17 protein-coding genes and 1 riboswitch are annotated in these 17,561 nt (G+C 40.7%); of the genes, 13 read left to right on the top strand and 4 right to left on the bottom strand.

The window, feature by feature from the left end:
* The 10 genes from V1500_RS17455 to V1500_RS17410 all read left to right on the top strand — a co-directional run bounded on the left by V1500_RS17455 (position 1) and on the right by V1500_RS17410 (position 8,124).
* Positions 1–279, top strand: coding sequence for a YokU family protein (locus V1500_RS17455; protein ID WP_409301191.1), 279 nt, complete (start codon positions 1–3; stop codon positions 277–279).
* Positions 280–371: 92 nt separating this feature from the next.
* Positions 372–557 carry a hypothetical protein gene (locus V1500_RS17450; protein ID WP_409301189.1) on the top strand — a complete coding sequence of 62 codons (186 nt, stop codon included), beginning with the start codon at positions 372–374 and terminating at the stop codon, positions 555–557.
* A gap of 137 nt (positions 558–694) precedes the next feature.
* On the top strand, positions 695–913 hold the full coding sequence (locus V1500_RS17445) for a YozE family protein (RefSeq protein WP_409301187.1): 219 nt from the start codon (positions 695–697) through the stop codon (positions 911–913).
* Positions 914–1,389: 476 nt separating this feature from the next.
* Positions 1,390–2,094, top strand: a complete 705-nt coding sequence (locus tag V1500_RS17440; RefSeq protein ID WP_409301186.1) for a hypothetical protein — start codon at positions 1,390–1,392, stop codon at positions 2,092–2,094.
* Positions 2,095–2,185: 91 nt separating this feature from the next.
* Positions 2,186–2,356 carry a YozD family protein gene (locus V1500_RS17435; protein ID WP_409301184.1) on the top strand — a complete coding sequence of 57 codons (171 nt, stop codon included), beginning with the start codon at positions 2,186–2,188 and terminating at the stop codon, positions 2,354–2,356.
* 440 nt (positions 2,357–2,796) lie between these two features.
* Positions 2,797–3,627 (top strand): serine/threonine protein kinase, encoded by an 831-nt coding sequence (locus tag V1500_RS17430; RefSeq protein ID WP_409301182.1) that lies wholly within the window; start codon positions 2,797–2,799, stop codon positions 3,625–3,627.
* The gene (locus tag V1500_RS17425; protein ID WP_409301180.1) at positions 3,627–4,397 is read left to right on the top strand and encodes a sporulation protein; all 771 of its coding nucleotides are present in this window, start codon (positions 3,627–3,629) and stop codon (positions 4,395–4,397) included. The genes V1500_RS17430 and V1500_RS17425 overlap by 1 nt, the downstream gene beginning before the upstream one ends.
* Positions 4,398–4,676: 279 nt before the next feature.
* On the top strand, positions 4,677–5,609 hold the full coding sequence (locus V1500_RS17420; RefSeq protein WP_409301178.1) for a manganese-dependent inorganic pyrophosphatase: 933 nt from the start codon (positions 4,677–4,679) through the stop codon (positions 5,607–5,609).
* A gap of 151 nt (positions 5,610–5,760) precedes the next feature.
* Entirely contained in the window at positions 5,761–6,465 is a 705-nt protein-coding gene (gene deoD, locus V1500_RS17415; protein WP_409301176.1) for a purine-nucleoside phosphorylase, read from the top strand.
* 192 nt (positions 6,466–6,657) lie between these two features.
* A complete protein-coding gene (locus V1500_RS17410) occupies positions 6,658–8,124 on the top strand; it encodes a S41 family peptidase (RefSeq protein ID WP_409301174.1) in 1,467 nt (488 codons plus the stop codon).
* A 533-nt stretch (positions 8,125–8,657) separates the two neighbouring features.
* Here V1500_RS17410 and V1500_RS17405 read toward each other — a convergent pair.
* Positions 8,658–9,440 (bottom strand): carbon-nitrogen family hydrolase, encoded by a 783-nt coding sequence (locus tag V1500_RS17405; RefSeq protein ID WP_409301172.1) that lies wholly within the window; start codon positions 9,438–9,440, stop codon positions 8,658–8,660.
* 244 nt (positions 9,441–9,684) lie between these two features.
* On the opposite strand from V1500_RS17405, the gene V1500_RS17400 reads away from it, so the two are divergent.
* Both V1500_RS17400 and V1500_RS17395 read left to right on the top strand, forming a co-directional pair.
* Positions 9,685–10,863 (top strand): pyridoxal phosphate-dependent aminotransferase, encoded by a 1,179-nt coding sequence (locus tag V1500_RS17400; RefSeq protein ID WP_409301171.1) that lies wholly within the window; start codon positions 9,685–9,687, stop codon positions 10,861–10,863.
* A gap of 251 nt (positions 10,864–11,114) precedes the next feature.
* Positions 11,115–11,267, top strand: a riboswitch (SAM riboswitch).
* Positions 11,268–11,501: 234 nt separating this feature from the next.
* Positions 11,502–12,434 carry a CobW family GTP-binding protein gene (locus V1500_RS17395; protein WP_409301170.1) on the top strand — a complete coding sequence of 311 codons (933 nt, stop codon included), beginning with the start codon at positions 11,502–11,504 and terminating at the stop codon, positions 12,432–12,434.
* Between the two features lie 327 nt (positions 12,435–12,761).
* Here the strand turns inward: V1500_RS17395 and V1500_RS17390 are convergent, their stop codons facing one another.
* Positions 12,762–13,013 (bottom strand): DNA alkylation repair protein, encoded by a 252-nt coding sequence (locus tag V1500_RS17390; protein WP_409301168.1) that lies wholly within the window; start codon positions 13,011–13,013, stop codon positions 12,762–12,764.
* A 769-nt stretch (positions 13,014–13,782) separates the two neighbouring features.
* Between V1500_RS17390 and V1500_RS17385 the strand changes: the two genes are divergently transcribed.
* Complete coding sequence (locus V1500_RS17385) at positions 13,783–14,502, top strand: CAP domain-containing protein (RefSeq protein ID WP_409301167.1); 720 nt, start codon at positions 13,783–13,785, stop codon at positions 14,500–14,502.
* Between the two features lie 326 nt (positions 14,503–14,828).
* Here V1500_RS17385 and V1500_RS17380 read toward each other — a convergent pair whose 3' ends face one another.
* Together V1500_RS17380 and V1500_RS17375 are read right to left on the bottom strand one after the other, a co-directional pair.
* A complete protein-coding gene (locus V1500_RS17380; protein ID WP_409306027.1) occupies positions 14,829–16,190 on the bottom strand; it encodes an MATE family efflux transporter in 1,362 nt (453 codons plus the stop codon).
* A gap of 77 nt (positions 16,191–16,267) precedes the next feature.
* Complete coding sequence (locus V1500_RS17375) at positions 16,268–17,347, bottom strand: mechanosensitive ion channel family protein (RefSeq protein WP_409306026.1); 1,080 nt, start codon at positions 17,345–17,347, stop codon at positions 16,268–16,270.
* Positions 17,348–17,561 lie beyond the last annotated feature (214 nt).

The raw sequence follows: 17,561 nt of genomic DNA, 5'->3' as shown, positions 1-17,561 counted from the left end.
ATGCCGAAATGCGAGTGGTGCAGTGCTGAAGAAGCAATCGAGACACGATCGACGGTATATTGGGAACTGCCTGATGGCTCGAGAGCTATCGGAATAGCTGATTCCCCAACCATTCAATGCCGTGCATGCGGTGCAGAATACCAAGAGGAATCGATAGTGAAGCGAATTGAAGATCAATTATTCTTAATTGATGTATCTAAGCTAAATAAAATGGTGACTTTTGCCGAATTGATGGCTGCAAAAAGGTTACTGAAGCGAAATTACTTTGATTTTAGCTGAACGATTCACAGATAGTCATCCTTTCCCGCTTCCATATCCGCTATTATGGATTACAATGAGGTTGCGGGATAAAATAGGGAAGGATGTCTTATATGGTCCTGATCATTATGCTTGTAACTTCCATGTTTACCTTGTTCTTTTGTAGATTCTATTCAGGGGTAATTAAGGAGAAATACGGGAAGAATTGGCTGCAGGCAGTACCAATCATGGTGGCTGTCCTTATGTTTAACATTATCTGGGCCCTTATGGAGCTTTCAAAATCAGGACGATGGCAATAATAACCTGGAAACATATATTTTAGCCAGTTGCAAAAAATAACCCGGCAGCAGGGTTATTTTTTTGTTTCTGTTTATTCTAGACTAGGGTTTTATAATCCGATATATTAAAAGCCATACACAAATATGGGAGGAACGGGATGAAATCTTTTTATCATTTCTTAATGAAATACAGACAGCCAAAAAAACTTGACGACATTACTGCATTTGCCAATGATGCCTATGAGGACCATGGGTTTCCAAAGCAATCGACAGACTATGATGAAATAAGCCGGTACCTCGAAATGAACGGCCATTATATAACTACAATGGCTCTTTTTGATAAAGCCTGGGACCTTTATATTCAGAATGAAGAGTAAAACTGCGCTTTATTCGTGCTTGCCTTGACATGGGGCGAGTTAATAACGACATGGTCGGCACTGATTGCCAAGCAGACATCCTACATAAACCCAAAGATCAAATGAAGGAATGCTTCCATCTTACGGACCAAATGATCCTGTGGGACAAGCTGGTCCAAAGCGCCTTTCACTGCAGCCAATAGTCGTCATCGTTAGCAGACAAAATAAAAAAGACAGCAGGCAAGCTCGATTTTTCATCGGGTTCGTCTACTGTCTGTAAGCCGTTTCCATGAGGAACGGTTTTTTTATTTTTAGCATATATGGATTAATGTTATTTCTCAGTCAAAAAACAGGTTTTTACAGGTAATTCAGGCCTGTAAATATATTGGCATTTAGACAATTGTACATGCCGGCAGTTTAGTATTAACCTGCATATTTACGCTTGCATATACTATCATAATCAAACTTACAGGAGCGTTAACAAGGGGATGTCTCTATTGGGGAAAAGAAAAGAGCCTAAATTTAAGAAGGGTGATACAGTCGTCATAACAATGTATGGAACGGTCGGAAAAATTACCGACGTCAAGTATATAGATGGGACATATGTATATGCAGTAAATAACAGCGAAGGCCTGTATATAGAGAATACTCTCCAGCATATATCCGAATATAAAGGAGAGGTTCTATTCGAAAAAGAACTTATAGACATACAGTATAAGTATTTCTTTGGTGATCTGGTGCAGGTTGAGGGGTATGGGAAAGATTACTTTAAGGTAGTAGGATTCCGGACGGAAATTTGGAGATATAAAGAGAATGCATGGGAAGATGTTATTTATGAGTTGTCGAGGGTAACAGATGGGGAATGGCTGGAAGCTCACGAGGACGAACTCACCTTTGTTGCGGAGGCCGAAAAAGCTGAGCAGTTTTTGAAAAAACAGGGTGTTTTGCCTCAAGATGATATAAGAAATGCAAAATCGGGAACCGCTTCTGTTCCGGCAGCACCTAAACAGAAAAAAATCCAGGACTACACATTCGAAGAAAGAATGAGGATCATAGACAGTCTATTGGACCTTTATAATGATTACAAGATTTTATATGAGTTTTTTGGTGATATAGAATATAAGCATGTCATGAATCTCGCTTTAATAAAATTAAGAAAAGCTGCTAAAGAGATATATGGCAATCCGGAAAACGCCAAATGAAAAAAATGCAGACATGCTTTCTAAAGCTTTTCCCAGCTAGATGGAATATTTAGTTTTTGGATTTCATACACCTTATTAAGGGGGCGATGTCATGCGGGAGATTGAGGTATTTATAGATACAGAGGAGATTGCCGAATTCTTTTTTCAAGAGCTGATGAAGCGGGGATATATTCCTACAGAAGTAGAATTAGAGGACCTCGCCGATATTACTTTTGATTACCTCGTTGAAAAGTGCATCATTGATGAGGAATCTGACGGGTAGTGCGCATCTTGATAAAAGAATCAGAGAATATTGCCCTTTTATTACAAAAATGAAAAATGGATGTTCAAACGACGGGGTCTTTCCGTCGTTTTGTTTATGGATCGTTATATTAGCCATAGAACAGAAACTCATTTGGCAAAATCCAAAAACAATCAGCATTGATTAGTTTCTGAAACAGTTGACGCACTATATTTTTTAAAAAAATTGAAACTAATTATCTTTGTATGCGTAGATAAATACAAAGGAAAAAAGGAGTGGGCACGATGCTAAAAGAAATATTAAAAATGTTATTGGGCAAGGGGAGGCATGGACACAGGCATTCGAGCAGCGACTGGAAATACAAACATACGAAAAGCCACCATTATGGTTATAAACATTATAAAAAGAAACACAAGAAAAGCTTTTTCTCAAGCAGGGGCAGCTTCTTCAGTTCGTAAGCGATGCAGTTTCTACAATGGCTCAATGAAATCGGCATATCTGTAAAAAGACCGCTCGAACCCTTATATGATTTATTTTTTGTCCGTTCTTTCTTTAGGAACAGCCCGTGGGAATATATTAGAAAAATAGGACGTGGAAGCTTTGGCACTGCTTATATAATAAGTGAACGCAACTCAGGCCGCAATTATTTGCTAAAGAGGAGCAATTTTTTCCGAAGGAATTCTCAAGAGACAAGGGAGGGATTTAATGCGGAACGGCAGCTCCTGGCTGAGTTGACCGATCCTGCGTTTCCCCGTCTTGCAGAAAGCGGCCATTGGGGAAAGACTGCTTATCTCATTATGGAGTATAAATCTGGAAAAACGTTTGAAGAATTGATATTTCAAGAAGGAAAAACCTTTAATGAAAGAGAATCCTTTGAAATAGCCGAAAAACTTCTTATTAAACTTGCTGCACTTCATGAGAAAAATATTTTTCACCGGGATTTGAGGATTCCGAATATACTGGCAGATGGTGAACAAATATATATCATTGATTTCGGGCTTGCCAGAAAAAAAACACAGGAACAAATGGTGTCCGAGAATGAAGACCCGAGGAGGCCCGTAGACTATTCGAGCGATCTGTATGGGCTCGGACATTTTCTGTTATTCCTCCTTTATTCAGGATATGAACCAGTCAGTTTAAAAGAAAGACCATGGCAGCAAGAGCTAAGATTGCAGATTGAATCCTGTGAAATCATTGAACGGTTGTTGCAGGCGAAGACTCCTTTTCAGGATAGCAAAGAGGCACTTAAAGCCATACAAAGCCACTTAAAAAAGATTGGAAGTGAAGTGTAATGTCAGTTTTCAATAAAGTATTGGCTAGCATAGGGATCGGCAGCACTACCGTTGATACAGTATTGGAGAAAGACACATTTCGTCCCGGTGATACGGTGAACGGATCTGTAAAGGTTCAAGGAGGTTCTGTACCGCAAAAGGTCGATGAAATCTACCTAACTATCAACACCACATATGTAAAGGAACATGATGACCGGAAATTCAATCAGGTTGCAGCCATAAATAGAATCAGAATCAATGAACCATTCGAAATCCAGCCTAATGAGAACCGGGATATCCCATTTACTTTTACTCTCCCGCTTGAGACTCCAGTGACATCAGGAAAGACCAAGGTATGGGTAAGTACGGGGCTTGACATTAAAAATGCGGTTGATCCCACAGATGAGGATTTCATTAAGGTAGAACCGAACCAGCTTGTCAGTGCGACTTTTTCAGCCCTTGCAGATTTAGGATTCAAGCTAAGGAATGCCAACTGTGAGGAAGCTCCATACCGTTTCCGAAATAAAGTGCCATTCGTTCAGGAATTTGAATTTGTTCCTTATTCGGGATCTTACCGAGGCAGACTGGATGAACTTGAGGTTCTGTTCTTTTTAAAGAATAAGGACGAAGCAGAGGTTATTTTTGAAGTTGACAGAAGGGCAAAAGGACTGGCCGGGCTGTTCGCCGAGGCATTGGATGCTGATGAAACACTTGTCAGAAGCTTCATAAATACATCTGATATCCCTTCACTAAAAGGTAAGTTGGACAACTTGATCAGCCGCTACGTGTAATTTTATGTAAAAATAGCTGTCCGAAGGACGGCTGTTTTTGTATTTCAGCAGTATTTCATAAATTGCAGCAGCTTCCCTAAATCACTCGGAAATACAATCTTGTCAAATTATGTGCTAGAATATTGTTAACGCGGCAAGCGGCCGTGATTGAGGTACATGCAGTTCACATTTGGAAGCTTACAATTGCATCAATTTTGACTTTCATGAAGTGGGATGCATACAAGAATGCCTGATTTCATCAGTCAGGGACAAAACTACATAAAATGCAAGGAGAGAATTATGGAAAAAGTTTTAGTGTTTGGACATAAGAATCCTGATACAGATTCAATTTGCTCCGCGATTGCTTATGCAGAATTAAAACAGAAGCTGGGAATTGAGGCAGAGCCTGTTCGATTGGGTTCAGTCAATGCAGAAACACAATATGCGCTGGATCACTTTAATACATCCGCCCCCAGATTGGTGGAAGCAGTGTCTTCAGAGGTCAAGGGAGTCATCCTCGTTGACCATAACGAACGCCAGCAGAGTGCTGATGATTTAGATAGGGTTCAGGTGCTTGAGGTAATTGATCATCATCGCATTGCAAATTTTGAAACAAGCGATCCGCTTTATTACCGGGCCGAACCGGTTGGATGTACCGCAACGATCTTGAACAAGCTTTTCAAAGAAAAGGAAGTAGAGATCAGCAAGGAAACAGCAGGGCTTATGCTTTCTGCCATCATTTCGGATTCACTGCTTTTCAAATCGCCGACCTGCACTGATGAAGATATCGCAGCAGCAAGAGAACTTGCAGACATAGCAGGCGTTGACAGTGAAAAGTATGGCCTTGAAATGCTAAAAGCAGGTGCTGATCTAAGCAAGAAAACAATTAAAGAACTAATAAGCCTGGATGCAAAGGAATTCCCAATGGGTGACAGCAAGGTGGAAATTGCCCAGGTTAACTCAGTCGACCCTGAGGAAGTACTTTCCCGGAAGCAAGAACTGGAAGATGAAATTAACTCTGTGATTGCCGATAAGAATCTTGACTTATTCCTTTTTGTAGTTACGGATATACTTACGAATGATTCAACTGCACTCGCACTTGGAAAGGCTGCTTCCACTGTAGAAAAGGCCTACGATGTAACACTTTCCGAAAACACAGCAGTGCTAAAAGGCGTTGTATCAAGAAAGAAACAAATCGTTCCCGTCCTTACTGACATTTTCAATAATCGATAAAACCTATGTTACACACCGTTCCAGATGGAGCGGTGTGTAACATTTTACGAAATGAAGCTTGGTACGGTACGGTTCGTTTTTCCATTTATGGGTACATTATGATATAGTAGATCGGTTAATGAAATCAATTAGAATTAAGGGGGATAATCCTTTGAGTGTACATATTGGGGCAAAAGAAAATGAAATTGCAGAAACGGTCCTGCTGCCGGGCGACCCGCTTCGTGCAAAATATATTGCAGAAACATTTCTGGAGGACGCTAAGTTATATAATGAAGTGCGGAATATGTTTGGCTACACAGGAACATATAAGGGCAAACGCATTTCCGTACAGGGTACAGGCATGGGTGTACCATCGATTTCCATATACATCAACGAACTTATGCAGAGCTACAATGTGCAGAACCTCATAAGGGTAGGTACTGCGGGAGCCATCCAAAGAGATGTGAAAGTAAGGGATGTTATTCTCGCTATGAGCGCTTCCACAGATTCACAAATGAACCGGCTGACCTTCGGCGGTGTTGATTATGCACCGACAGCCAATTTTGAACTTTTGCAGAAGGCTTACGAAACAGGCCTGAAAAAGGGACTCCAGTTAAAAGCGGGGAATGTTTTTACTGCCGATCAATTCTACAATGATAATGCGGAATTGGAGAAATGGGCTAAATATCAAATTTTGGCCATCGAGATGGAAACAGCGGCATTGTATACCCTTGCAGCCAAGTTTGGCCGTAAAGCATTATCTATCCTTACAATCAGCGACCACATATTGACAGGGGAAGAAACAACCTCCGAAGAGAGGCAGACTACATTCAATGAAATGATTGAGGTTGCTTTGGAAGCGGCGATCAAAGAGTAACTTAGACTGAAGTCGTGCTGTAAGCCAGGGAGATGCGGACACTTTTTGCAGCTGTGTTTTTTTAATAGCAAAGAGCAGGTGGCTCTCTGCCCCAAATAAATTTTATTTTCCACCCAGAAAGAAAACTGTTACAATAAACATAAATTCAAAGCAAGCTTGTTTCAAGCCGTTTGTGAAAGTGGTGAAATATTGGTGGAAGAGGAAAATCAGCAGCAGCCAAGTGATGAATCCAAATTTATTAAGATTAAAAAATTCCCGTTTATCATGGGAGTTTTTCTACTCATCTTTGTAACCGCGGGAATCACAACGGCAGCATTTGTATTTGGAGATGAGAAAGTCCAATCCATTGCGCCAGCAGTCTCCAATCAGCGCGAAGAATTCAATAAACTGTACTCAACGTACGATACGATTAAAAAGCAGTATTATAAGGACGTTGATGATAATATCCTTATTAATGGAGCAATCAACGGGATGCTGGAATCCCTAGATGACCCATATTCTGATTATATGAATGAAGAGGAAGCACAAAGCTTCCATCAAAGTATTTCATCATCGTTTGAAGGCATAGGTGCTGAGATTCAGGAGCAAAATTCAAGAATCATGGTTGTGTCTCCAATCAAAGGTTCTCCCGCTGAGAAAGCTGGAATTCGTCCGAACGATATTATTTTGAGTGTGGATGGAAAAAGTCTGGAGGGTATGAGCTCAAGTGAGGCTGTCTTGCTTATCAGGGGTAAAAAAGGAACGAAGGTAGAACTTCTCATTTCCAGGGGCACTGATTCAGATCCAATCAAGGTATCTATTGTCCGCGATACAATTCCAATTGAAACGGTCTATCCAGAGATGCTTAAAAATGGTGTTGCGAAGATTCAGGTGACGAGCTTCTCCGAAAATACCTCCAAGGAATTAAGCGATGCATTGGAGGAAATGCAAAAGCAGGGAATGAAAGGTTTAATTCTCGATTTGCGCGGGAATCCGGGAGGCTTGCTTGAACAGGCAATAGATATCTCCAGCATGTTTGTTCCAAATGGGAAAATCGTTATGCAGATGGAAGACCGTGAAGGCAAAAAGCAGGTCTCTAAATCAAGGAATGACGGAGAACTGAAGCTCCCAACTGTTGTGCTTATTGACAAAGGCAGTGCCAGTGCTTCAGAAATTGTAGCCGCCGCAGTAAAGGAATCCGCAGGCATACAGTTAATTGGAGAAAAATCGTTTGGAAAGGGTACAGTACAAACGGCTGAGGACTTTGAAGATGGTTCCAACTTTAAATACACCGCTGCCAAATGGCTTACGCCAGACGGCAATTGGATTCATAAAAAAGGAATAGAGCCTGATATCAAAGTGGCGCTTCCGGCTTATGCAAATCTCCCGTATATCAGCCCTGATCATGAATTGAAAGTATCTTCTACTTCATCAGAGGTAAAAGCGGCAGAGGAAATGCTCAGTGCTTTAGGATACAAGCCAGGGAAGATAGATGGTTTCTATGATGAGTCAACCCAAAAGGCAGTGTCCACATTCCAGAAGGACCATAAACTTAAGGTTTCAGGTACGATTAAAGGAGACACCACCATGAATATGATGGAAGAGCTCCGAAAGAAAATCGTTAATAATGATACCCAAGTGAAAAAGGCCGAACAGGTTCTGAATGAACAGATAAAATAATTTTCAAAAAAGCCATTCCGTGCAGGAATGGCTTTTTGTCAGGTTGCTGGCACCCTATGCTAAGAACAGTCGCTGAAAAAACATTCGTTTATGGACATGATATAACGATCAAGGTATAAAAATAGTCCGGTACAAAGTATCTTCATGGAGCCGATGAAGGTAAAAAAGCACTGCCAGCGCATGAAAGACATAATGTTAAGTTTTTGACCTGAATCAAATTAGGTTCATCTATTTAGTAGTTTAACAGGCAGAGACATTTCTCTGTACCTGTGATAAAGCCATTTCGTAAAGAAATGGCTTTGTCAGGCTGTTTTAGTGGTAGTAAATTAACCTAAGCAAAGGGCTGAATGGCACATGCGAGATGAATGGTTAAAAGTATGCCCTTTAGGGAGATGCGTTTCATTTAGTAAAGAATGGTTCCTTTTTACTTTTTGTTAACCGTTTGCTCATGCCTATTAATTTTTCAAGTCATTCAAAAGCAGGTAATATTCATGTTTATTGCCATCAGCATTTTTAATACCTGCCTGTAAAATTTAATAAAACTCAGGCCTGCGATCTTGGAACACAGGTATCATGTTCCTAACCGCATCCGCCATTGCCAAATCAATGGTGCCAACCAGGATTTCTTCTGAATCTCCTGCTTCCTGAAGGATATTTCCCCAAGGATCGATAATCATGGAGTGCCCTGCAAACTTGTTATCAGGATCGCTTCCACATCGATTAACACCTATTACAAAAGCCTGGTTTTCAATGGCTCTGCTTATCAGCAAAGCTTTCCAGTGTGCAAGCCTCGGCATGGGCCATTCAGCAACAACGAAAATGGCTTTTGCTCCCCTTGAGGTATGGGAACGAATCCATTCAGGAAAGCGGATATCGTAGCAAATAAAGCCGGCACATTCATATCCCTCCAGGCTGAATAAACCATCTTTTTGGCCAGGCTTTAGGAAATGATGCTCTTTCATCAACTGAAACAGGTGGAGTTTATCATAATCCTTAATAAGCATGCCTTGGCGATTCACAATCAGAAGTGAATTAAACACACCGGCTTGCGTCTTTTTGGCTACTGAACCCCCCACAAAATTCACATTATATTTTAAAGCTGCCTCTTGGAGAAATGCCAATGTATCCTGTGCCTGATTATCCGCGATCTCATCCAGGCGCCCGAGATCATAGCCAGTAGTCCATAATTCCGGCAGTACAATTATATCCGGTTTGCTTTCAGCTGCTTTTTCAATTTTTTCAGCAGCACTCCTGTAATTCTGTTGGGGGTCCCCAAATGCAATATCCATCTGAATACAAGCAATCGTCCAATTCACTTTATTAGCCTCCTACTTTTTTAACCAGCGAAAAAATGTAATGCAGCTGGTAAACCATTTAATATTGGGTTTTGCTAGACTTTCGTATTTTTTTGATTGATTTCAATTTCTTAATAGAATTATAACCAATCAAAGCTATAATAGGATTAGTCCCATAATTATTTATTTCTTTCTTTTACATTGTTAAACTAACGATATATCATTTGTAACTAGAATTTCAAGAAATTTCAGAGTAGGTGTCATTATGGTAGAATTCAAACAATCTGAGATCCTAAAAAGTCTTCCAAAACAGTTTTTTGCCTCACTTGTTGCAAAAGTTGCACGTATTTCTGAGGAAGGAAATGATGTTATAAATCTCGGCCAGGGAAATCCGGACCAGCCGACTCCTTCCCATATAGTAAAAAGCCTCCAGGCTGCTGCAGAAGAACCCAGAAATCATAAATACTCACCATTCAAGGGACTTCCAGAATTAAAGGAAGCCGCTGCTTCTTATTATAAGCGGGAGTATGGAGTTGAATTGGACCCGAAAACAGAGGTAGCGATATTGTTTGGGGGCAAAGCAGGGCTTGTTGAATTGCCGCAATGCCTTCTTAATCCTGGAGATACAGTATTGGTACCCGACCCTGGCTACCCGGATTATTGGTCCGGAGTGGGGCTTGCACAGGCAAATATGGAAATGCTTCCGCTTACTGAAGAAAATAATTATCTTCCGGACTACAGCAAGTTAAGTCAACAAACCCTTGATATGTCTAAAATGATGTTCCTCAATTATCCTAATAATCCTACTGGAGCTGTGGCAACACAGGAGTTTTTCACTAAAACAGTAGAAATTGCCACCGAGCATAATATCTGTGTAGTCCATGATTTTGCATACGGCGCCATAGGGTTTGAAGGGGAAAAGCCAATTAGCTTCCTTTCTGCCAAAGGGTCTAAGGAAGTGGGGATTGAAATTTATACGCTTTCAAAAACTTATAATATGGCAGGCTGGCGTATTGGGTTTGCGGTAGGAAATAGAAGCGTCATAGAGGCAATAGAGCTGCTGCAGGACCATCTTTATGTCAGCTTATTTCCGGCTGTGCAGGAAGCTGCGGTGACCGCCCTGATGGATTCTCAGAGCTGTGTCGAAGAACTGGTGGATATGTACGAATCCAGGCGTAATGTATTCATCCACGGACTGCAATCGATAGGTTGGGATGTAACGTCGCCGGCAGGTTCATTCTTTGCTTGGTTAAAGGTTCCAAAGGGTTATACCTCCGCTGAGTTTTCCGATTTGCTCCTGGAAAAAGCACACGTAGCAGTGGCTCCGGGCCATGGGTTTGGACAATATGGGGAAGGATATGTCAGGGCAGGCCTTCTATCATCCGAGGAGCGTTTGAGAGAAGCGGTGAATCGAATAAGCAAGCTTGAGTTATTTAAGAGTTAGCCCTGATAAAAGGGCATTCATTTCCGAGGTGACATCAATACATAGTTGTGCTAACATAGGCGTTGTTGCAACTCAGGATTTTGATGATATTTAGCTACAATAAATCCTAATACCAGCTTATGAGTTGAAAGTTTTTCCAAAACATGTGAAACTATTGACAGATGCAAGAATTGGTGTCATAATCCAAAGTAATTTGTTACTGTAATATCTAACTTGCGACATAACTTTTCTTTATATATATCATATCCATTTTCTTATTGTGAGCAGGTGGAGGGACACAGCCCGATGAAGCCCGGCAACCGGCCGTAATACCATTGTGAGATGGGGCGATTGATTCGCCGGATTCAATCCGCAGGGCGCGGTGCTAATTCTGGCAGCTTTCCTAAAAGGCTGGGAGATAAGAAAGCGGCAAAAAAGCCTCTTCATTTGAAGAGGCTTTTTAAAATGCCCGCGGGCCATGTCAAAACTATAGGGTTTTCCAGGAGATTTGGTTCCTTTCCTCCTTTTGAGGAATCAGCATTATGCCGGCTTTTCTGTCCGACAAATAATGAAAACGCCATTTATGTAATCCAAGCTAATGTAAAATGTATCAGGCAAAACATTGAAAACAAGACATAGGATGTACAGGAGAAAATTGAATGAATAAGATAGAAATCTACATTCTGGGCGGCTTCCTTGGAAGTGGCAAGACTACTTTACTGAGAAATATTTTGGAGCAGGAAAAAGCAGCTGAAAGGAGAACAGCGGTGCTGCTGAATGAGATGGGCAGCATTTCCATTGACAGCGGCTTTATCGATGACAGTGTCCCTCTAAAAGAACTGTTTGATGGCTGTATTTGCTGTACGATCCAGGACAAACTTGAGGTTCAGCTTCATGAATTGCTGGAAAATAATGAACTTGATGCCATATATATCGAAACGACAGGTGCAGCCCATCCTGTCGAAGTCCTGGATGGCATAATGTCTCCATTGTTTGCAGACAGGCTGGTATATAAGGGGATCATTACTGTAGTTGATTTATTGAGATGGAAGGATAGGCATAAGCTTAGCCCTCATTTAAGGCAGCTCTTGCTGGAACAGATCCTTCACGCTGATTTTATAATACTGAATAAGCAGGACCTGGTTACTTCCACAGTGGCTGCAGAGCTGCAATACAGTATCCAGTCGGTCAATAGCAGAGCGTTCAGTGTGCTGACAACTCAATCCAAAATATCGCTCAATACCATACAAAAAGTGCAGATGGTGCCAAAATCCGTACATAACCAGCTGGATGTTCACCATTTGCATCTGCAGACTATAGTACACCGCTTTAATCATTCAGTATCACAGGAAGGCTTTGAAAACTGGCTCAGACAGCTTCCGGATAGTATCTATAGAATGAAAGGATATATTTCATTTACCCATTCCCAGTATCCATACCTTTTCCAATATACTTATGGAATGCCGCTCTATTTAAATGAACAGATGAAAATGCCCCTTAATCTTGTCATTATTGGAGAAAATCTGGATCAAGAGGGAATCGTTAACAGTCTGCGCCAATTGGAGTTTTCAGCAAGTAACTCTGGTCAATAGGGGAACAACAATTGTTATCATTGCGATCAATGCGAATTTTTAAGGCGTGGGAAAATAACATCTAGAGATTTTGTTTGATTAAAAGCTGTCGCACAATCATGTGCCGGCCCATCATGTGCTATAACGTAAAACACAAAACCCAGCTTGTGAGGAGCTGGGACTTTTTTATTCCAAATTAGTTCGCTGATAGAGCGTGATGTCATACATGCGGGAACTTGAGCCAGTCACAATAGAGTTTAAGGCAATATATCCCGGTTTTGTTATGTAAAGTTAGGTGGTACAGGCCATCAGCCAGGCCTGCAGGAAAAATTAATGTATAACATAAAGTCAGCGCATAGCTCCAAAGGCTACAAAGCTTCTTTCTTCATCAACCATTCCGCAAACTCCGCATTGAACCCTGTATTCTGGCCCTCTATATGGAATATGTAAAGGTCCCAATGATTCATTTGTATATTCCTCAAGAATTGCGCCTGTCTGGGGATCCTTTCTGACTGGTGTTACGACCTGATGAATCATATTGAATTTTGACCTGTTTGTCTTGCATGCTGGACAACGATAAACTTGATTCAATATATTCACTCCTTTTTAACATTATTGTTTGCCAAGCCACTAAGAACTATGTGCAATGAAAGGTTTTTTGAATCAGTACATTTAATTACGAACGTTTTTGTCTGTGGATTTCGGATCAGAAAACGGGTTGGGAATGGGATCGTATTGGAGGATAATGGTTGCAGCGGGCCGGGAGCTTCTTCTGAAATTACGCCGCGGTAAGGAACAATAATTATAAGCTTATTCTTGGTGGAATGAAACAAATTTGGACAGGGAGTATTGACGACCTAAACCTCCTTCCTTTTATTAAATACATGATTTATTTGATTCTGTCTGCCTGCCATGCATCGTTTGTTCGTCAACCAAGGGAATCAGAAGGACCAACCAAAACTTTTATACCTGCGAAATAAATTAAAGGAGTTTTACAATCTCTTACATCTTGTAACACTATTGAAATATATATTACAAAAGTTTTCTTGTTGAAAAACTGTCAATAGTAGTTTCCTAGCATGTAATGGAAACCTCACCGTGGGTTTCCAATGATAGTTAAATACTCTTAATAAATGAAATTTTCTCCAAACCGGAAGAGAACTCAATGGTGACAGGGATTTAGCCCATCTATGCCAGAATGAAGGAGCAGCAAACTTCCCCGTAATGATGCTTGGTAACTCTTTTGGTTAGATATGGGCGCTTTATTACAAAAAACCTATGTTACTATGAGTTTGTAAGAGAGAGAGAGACATACAAAATAGTTTCGTTCGAAACTATTATATAATAATTTACGGGGAGGATTACATCAATGAAAAAGAAGATGTTTCTATCAGCTGCAGCTGCTGCTGCAATTATTCTAACAGGAGCAGGTGCAAAGCAGGCAGACGCTGCTTCTATGGATTGTGTTCAGGTTAAGCCTGTAACATACCAAACTGCAAATCCACAGGATGCCCAGAAAATTATAGATCAATTCTTTGCGAAATATAATGTACAAGTTAAACAGTACGGTATTCCACAACAGGCACAGCCTCAAGCTTCTGCAAAACCAGTTGCCCAGCCAGCACAAAAACCAGCTGCTCAGCCAGCTCCAGCTAAACAACAACAACCAGCAGCACCAGCTGCACAGCCAAAAGCTTCTAATAGCTCTGTAGTTAGTGAATTTGAAAAGCAAGTTGTTGATTTAACAAATGCTGAACGTACAAAGCAAGGCCTTAAGGCACTTACAATAGATAATGAGCTTAGCAAAGTAGCGGGAATTAAGTCTCAGGACATGAAAGACAAGAACTACTTTGACCACAACAGCCCAACTTACGGTTCTCCGTTTGATATGATGAAGAAATTTGGCATCAGCTACAGCTATGCAGGTGAAAATATCGCTATGGGCCAAACTTCTCCACAGCAGGTAGTACAAGCTTGGATGAATAGCCAGGGGCACCGTGAAAACATCATGAATCCTAACTTCACTCACATTGGAGTAGGACATGTTGCTTCAGGAAACTACTGGACTCAAATGTTCATTGGTAAGTAATCAAAGATACAGGGGACCAGACCTATCAGGTATGGTCTTTTTCTTTATCTTTATTTAATCCATACTGTATTTATACAAAATGTCAAAATGCCTCAATTCTGGCCTGGAGAAACAGGTGTTATTGGCATAGAAACCAATGTACAAGCTTTTAGAATGGCACAGCCCGGCAGGGGGCAGACTCACGTTACCTGCGTTAAAGCAAATAGAACTATGCACAACTAACACATCATTGAAAGAAACAAAGCATATTGGTAGTTTACGCTGGCATATACAAAAAATTCCCGGATGGGCCGGGAATTTTTTCGATTGGAAAGACCGCTCTTCTGTCAGCTTGGATAGCCTTTCCGGTATTTTATATTTTGAACAAAGTACAGTCTGCTTCCAAGGGCTATAGCTCCTACTGCGAGACCGGCAATTAAGCCAAGCCAGTAGCCAAAAGGACCCATATCGGTATATTTTGCAAAAACATAACCGGTTGGAAGCCCAATGACCCAATAAGAAATCAGGCTCATGATAAAGGTTACATTGACGTCCTTATATCCGCGCAGGGCGCCCTGGATTGGTGCAGCAATCGCATCGGAAAGCTGGAAGAATAGTGCAAACAGCAGGAAATGTGCTGTCATCCTCATTACCTCTGTATCATCGGTATAAACGCTGGCAACATATTCCCGGAAGAAGAAAATGGACATGGCACAAAAAAGGGACAATATTACCGCAATTCCTATTCCCAGTCTGGCATATTCCCGGGCATCCTTTAAACGTTTGGCTCCAGCTTCAAATCCAACCACAATCGTCAATGCCATTGAGATACTCATTGGAAGCATATATAACAGCGAGGCGAAATTGATGGCAATTTGATGAGAAGCAATAGTTACTGTGCTATAGTTGCTCATAAGCAATGCGACAGCAGCAAATATACTTGTTTCAAAGAATATCGCAAAGCCGATTGGAACGCCGATTTTGAGGATCGCCCTCCATTCCTTAAATGATACCTTAAAAAATGTCCTGAATATGTGATAGCTGGAAAATGGCCTGAATTGTTTGATTACAAATATGGCAATAAAGGTGATGATCCAGTATGTAATGGCTGATGCATAGCCCGATCCGACGCCTCCCAATTCGGGGAATCCGAACTTGCCATAAATTAGCAAATAGTTCAACAATACATTAACCGGAAGCGATATTAGCGTAATAGCCATTGAAACCCTAGTTTCACCGAGGGAATCAATGAAGGAACGAAGTACATTGTACACAAATAAAGGAATCATTCCAAAAGAAAGTGCAACAAGGAAATCGTGTGCCACTTGATGAACTTTGCCCTCCAGGTCCATTCCATTCAATAGAGGATTTAAAATAAAAGAGCCGACGATCATGATAATTATTGCCATGGCTACTGCCAGGTAAATTCCCTGCATGACGGAATATGGCACGGAATCTCTTTTCTTCGCACCAATCAGCTGGGATACAATCGGTGTAATTGCAAGAAGTATACCGCTCAATCCAGTGTAAACGGGCACCCAGATGGAGCTTCCGATTGAAACCCCGGCAACATCGCCTGTACTGTATTTTCCAGACATCATAATATCAAAGAAATTCATGGAAAAAAGCCCGACCTGGGTTACCAGTATAGGCAAAAGGATAATCATAAATTGTCTGAGCTTTTCTTTTATGCTGTTAGTTTGATTCATCATATACCTCGTAGAGTCAGTTTTAAACGATGAATGCATTATAACACAGTACCGAATAAAATAATCTACAATGAATTTCAGATGGATGTGGAATGCATCTCATCTTTCGTTTCCTGGTTTTCCTGCTGTACGATCAGAGTGCGGGTAGGGAACGCAATTCTGACATTTTCTCTTTCAAGTATCTCCATAATATTGAAATTTACTTCCTCTTTGGTTCTGAGATAGCTTGCAAAATCGGTTAAATTCGTAAAGAAATATAAATACACATTCAGGCTGGAATCCCCGTATTGGTCAAATTTGACCAGGATTGTGTCAGGATGGATATCCACGTGGTTAATAAGCATATCCTCAATTTCATATATAACTTTTTCAAGCTTCCATTTCGGTGTGTCATAGGATAAACCGAGATGGAATGAAATCTGCCTTTTGCCCATTTTGGACCAGTTAATGATTGGTTCATTTGACAGCGTAGAATTTGGCACTGTTACGAGCGCCTGTGCGAACGTACGAACCTTCGTGCTTCGGAAGGATATGTCCTCAACTGTGCCTTCCACGCTTGGAGTTTTGATCCAATCCCCGATAGTAAAGGGCTTTTCGGTGACAATCACGATACCGCCAAACAGGTTTCCGATTGTATCCTTCGCAGCAAGGGCGAAAGCCAAACCACCTAATCCAAGACCTGTAATAAAACCATTTACATTAAAACCCCATTCCTCGGCAATAATACTGGCACTTAACATGAAAAGAATAAACTTCGCAATTTTAGTGAAAAAAGGCATAACAATCTGGTCGACATCGACATCAAGCTTTTGCATTATTTTTGGAAACAAAAGATTTGCAATGGAGCTTAGATTAATTAACCCCCAGCTTATGAGGTAAATAAATGCTGATCGATAGATTTTCCTTTGTATATCCGCTGATAGAAAATCAATCGGGAAAAAATAAAGTGATACCATGATTCCAATCAAAATGATCAGCCAGCGAAATGGTTTTTCCAATGCGAGGAGTATGTTTGCTGCTGTTTGAATCTTCCTTCTTTCAGCAATACCTAATAAGAATTTGAATATGTATGTTGTAAAAGCTTTGCGCAATAAAATAAACAGAAGAAAGATCGCTATGGAAACTCCAAGCTGAAGCCAAAAATTGGCTTGGTCCATGAAGTCTGTTACATTTTGCAAAATGTTAACCTCCTGTATATAAAAATTAATGAATTTTAAGAATAACAAATTCTTAGATTCAGAGCCATATATTTCTTGCTGGTAAACATATCCTTCGGAAGCCTGTCACAACTAAGGAATATTTCTATTTTTGCCAAACTTAGGCAATCAATGAATATGGTAAAATTGTATAAATAATTACAATTTGGCGGAG

Source organism: Peribacillus sedimenti (assembly GCF_046237635.1).
Lineage (GTDB): Bacteria > Bacillota > Bacilli > Bacillales > DSM-1321 > Peribacillus > Peribacillus sedimenti.
The sequence above is the reverse complement of the archived record's forward strand: the minus strand, read 5'-3'. Positions and strand labels throughout refer to the sequence as shown.

Bases quoted from the DNA above. Each gene is read 5' to 3' on its own strand.
- V1500_RS17435 (WP_409301184.1), top strand. From the start codon at position 2,186: ATGCGGGAGATTGAGGTATTTATAGATACAGAGGAGATTGCCGAATTC.
- V1500_RS17445 (WP_409301187.1), top strand. From the start codon at position 695: ATGAAATCTTTTTATCATTTCTTAATGAAATACAGACAGCCAAAAAAA.
- V1500_RS17380 (WP_409306027.1), bottom strand. From the start codon at position 16,190: ATGAATCAAACTAACAGCATAAAAGAAAAGCTCAGACAATTTATGATT.
- V1500_RS17385 (WP_409301167.1), top strand. From the start codon at position 13,783: ATGAAAAAGAAGATGTTTCTATCAGCTGCAGCTGCTGCTGCAATTATT.
- V1500_RS17375 (WP_409306026.1), bottom strand. From the start codon at position 17,347: ATGGACCAAGCCAATTTTTGGCTTCAGCTTGGAGTTTCCATAGCGATC.
- V1500_RS17455 (WP_409301191.1), top strand. From the start codon at position 1: ATGCCGAAATGCGAGTGGTGCAGTGCTGAAGAAGCAATCGAGACACGA.
- V1500_RS17450 (WP_409301189.1), top strand. From the start codon at position 372: ATGGTCCTGATCATTATGCTTGTAACTTCCATGTTTACCTTGTTCTTT.
- V1500_RS17395 (WP_409301170.1), top strand. From the start codon at position 11,502: ATGAATAAGATAGAAATCTACATTCTGGGCGGCTTCCTTGGAAGTGGC.
- V1500_RS17430 (WP_409301182.1), top strand. From the start codon at position 2,797: ATGCAGTTTCTACAATGGCTCAATGAAATCGGCATATCTGTAAAAAGA.
- V1500_RS17400 (WP_409301171.1), top strand. From the start codon at position 9,685: ATGGTAGAATTCAAACAATCTGAGATCCTAAAAAGTCTTCCAAAACAG.
- V1500_RS17420 (WP_409301178.1), top strand. From the start codon at position 4,677: ATGGAAAAAGTTTTAGTGTTTGGACATAAGAATCCTGATACAGATTCA.
- V1500_RS17425 (WP_409301180.1), top strand. From the start codon at position 3,627: ATGTCAGTTTTCAATAAAGTATTGGCTAGCATAGGGATCGGCAGCACT.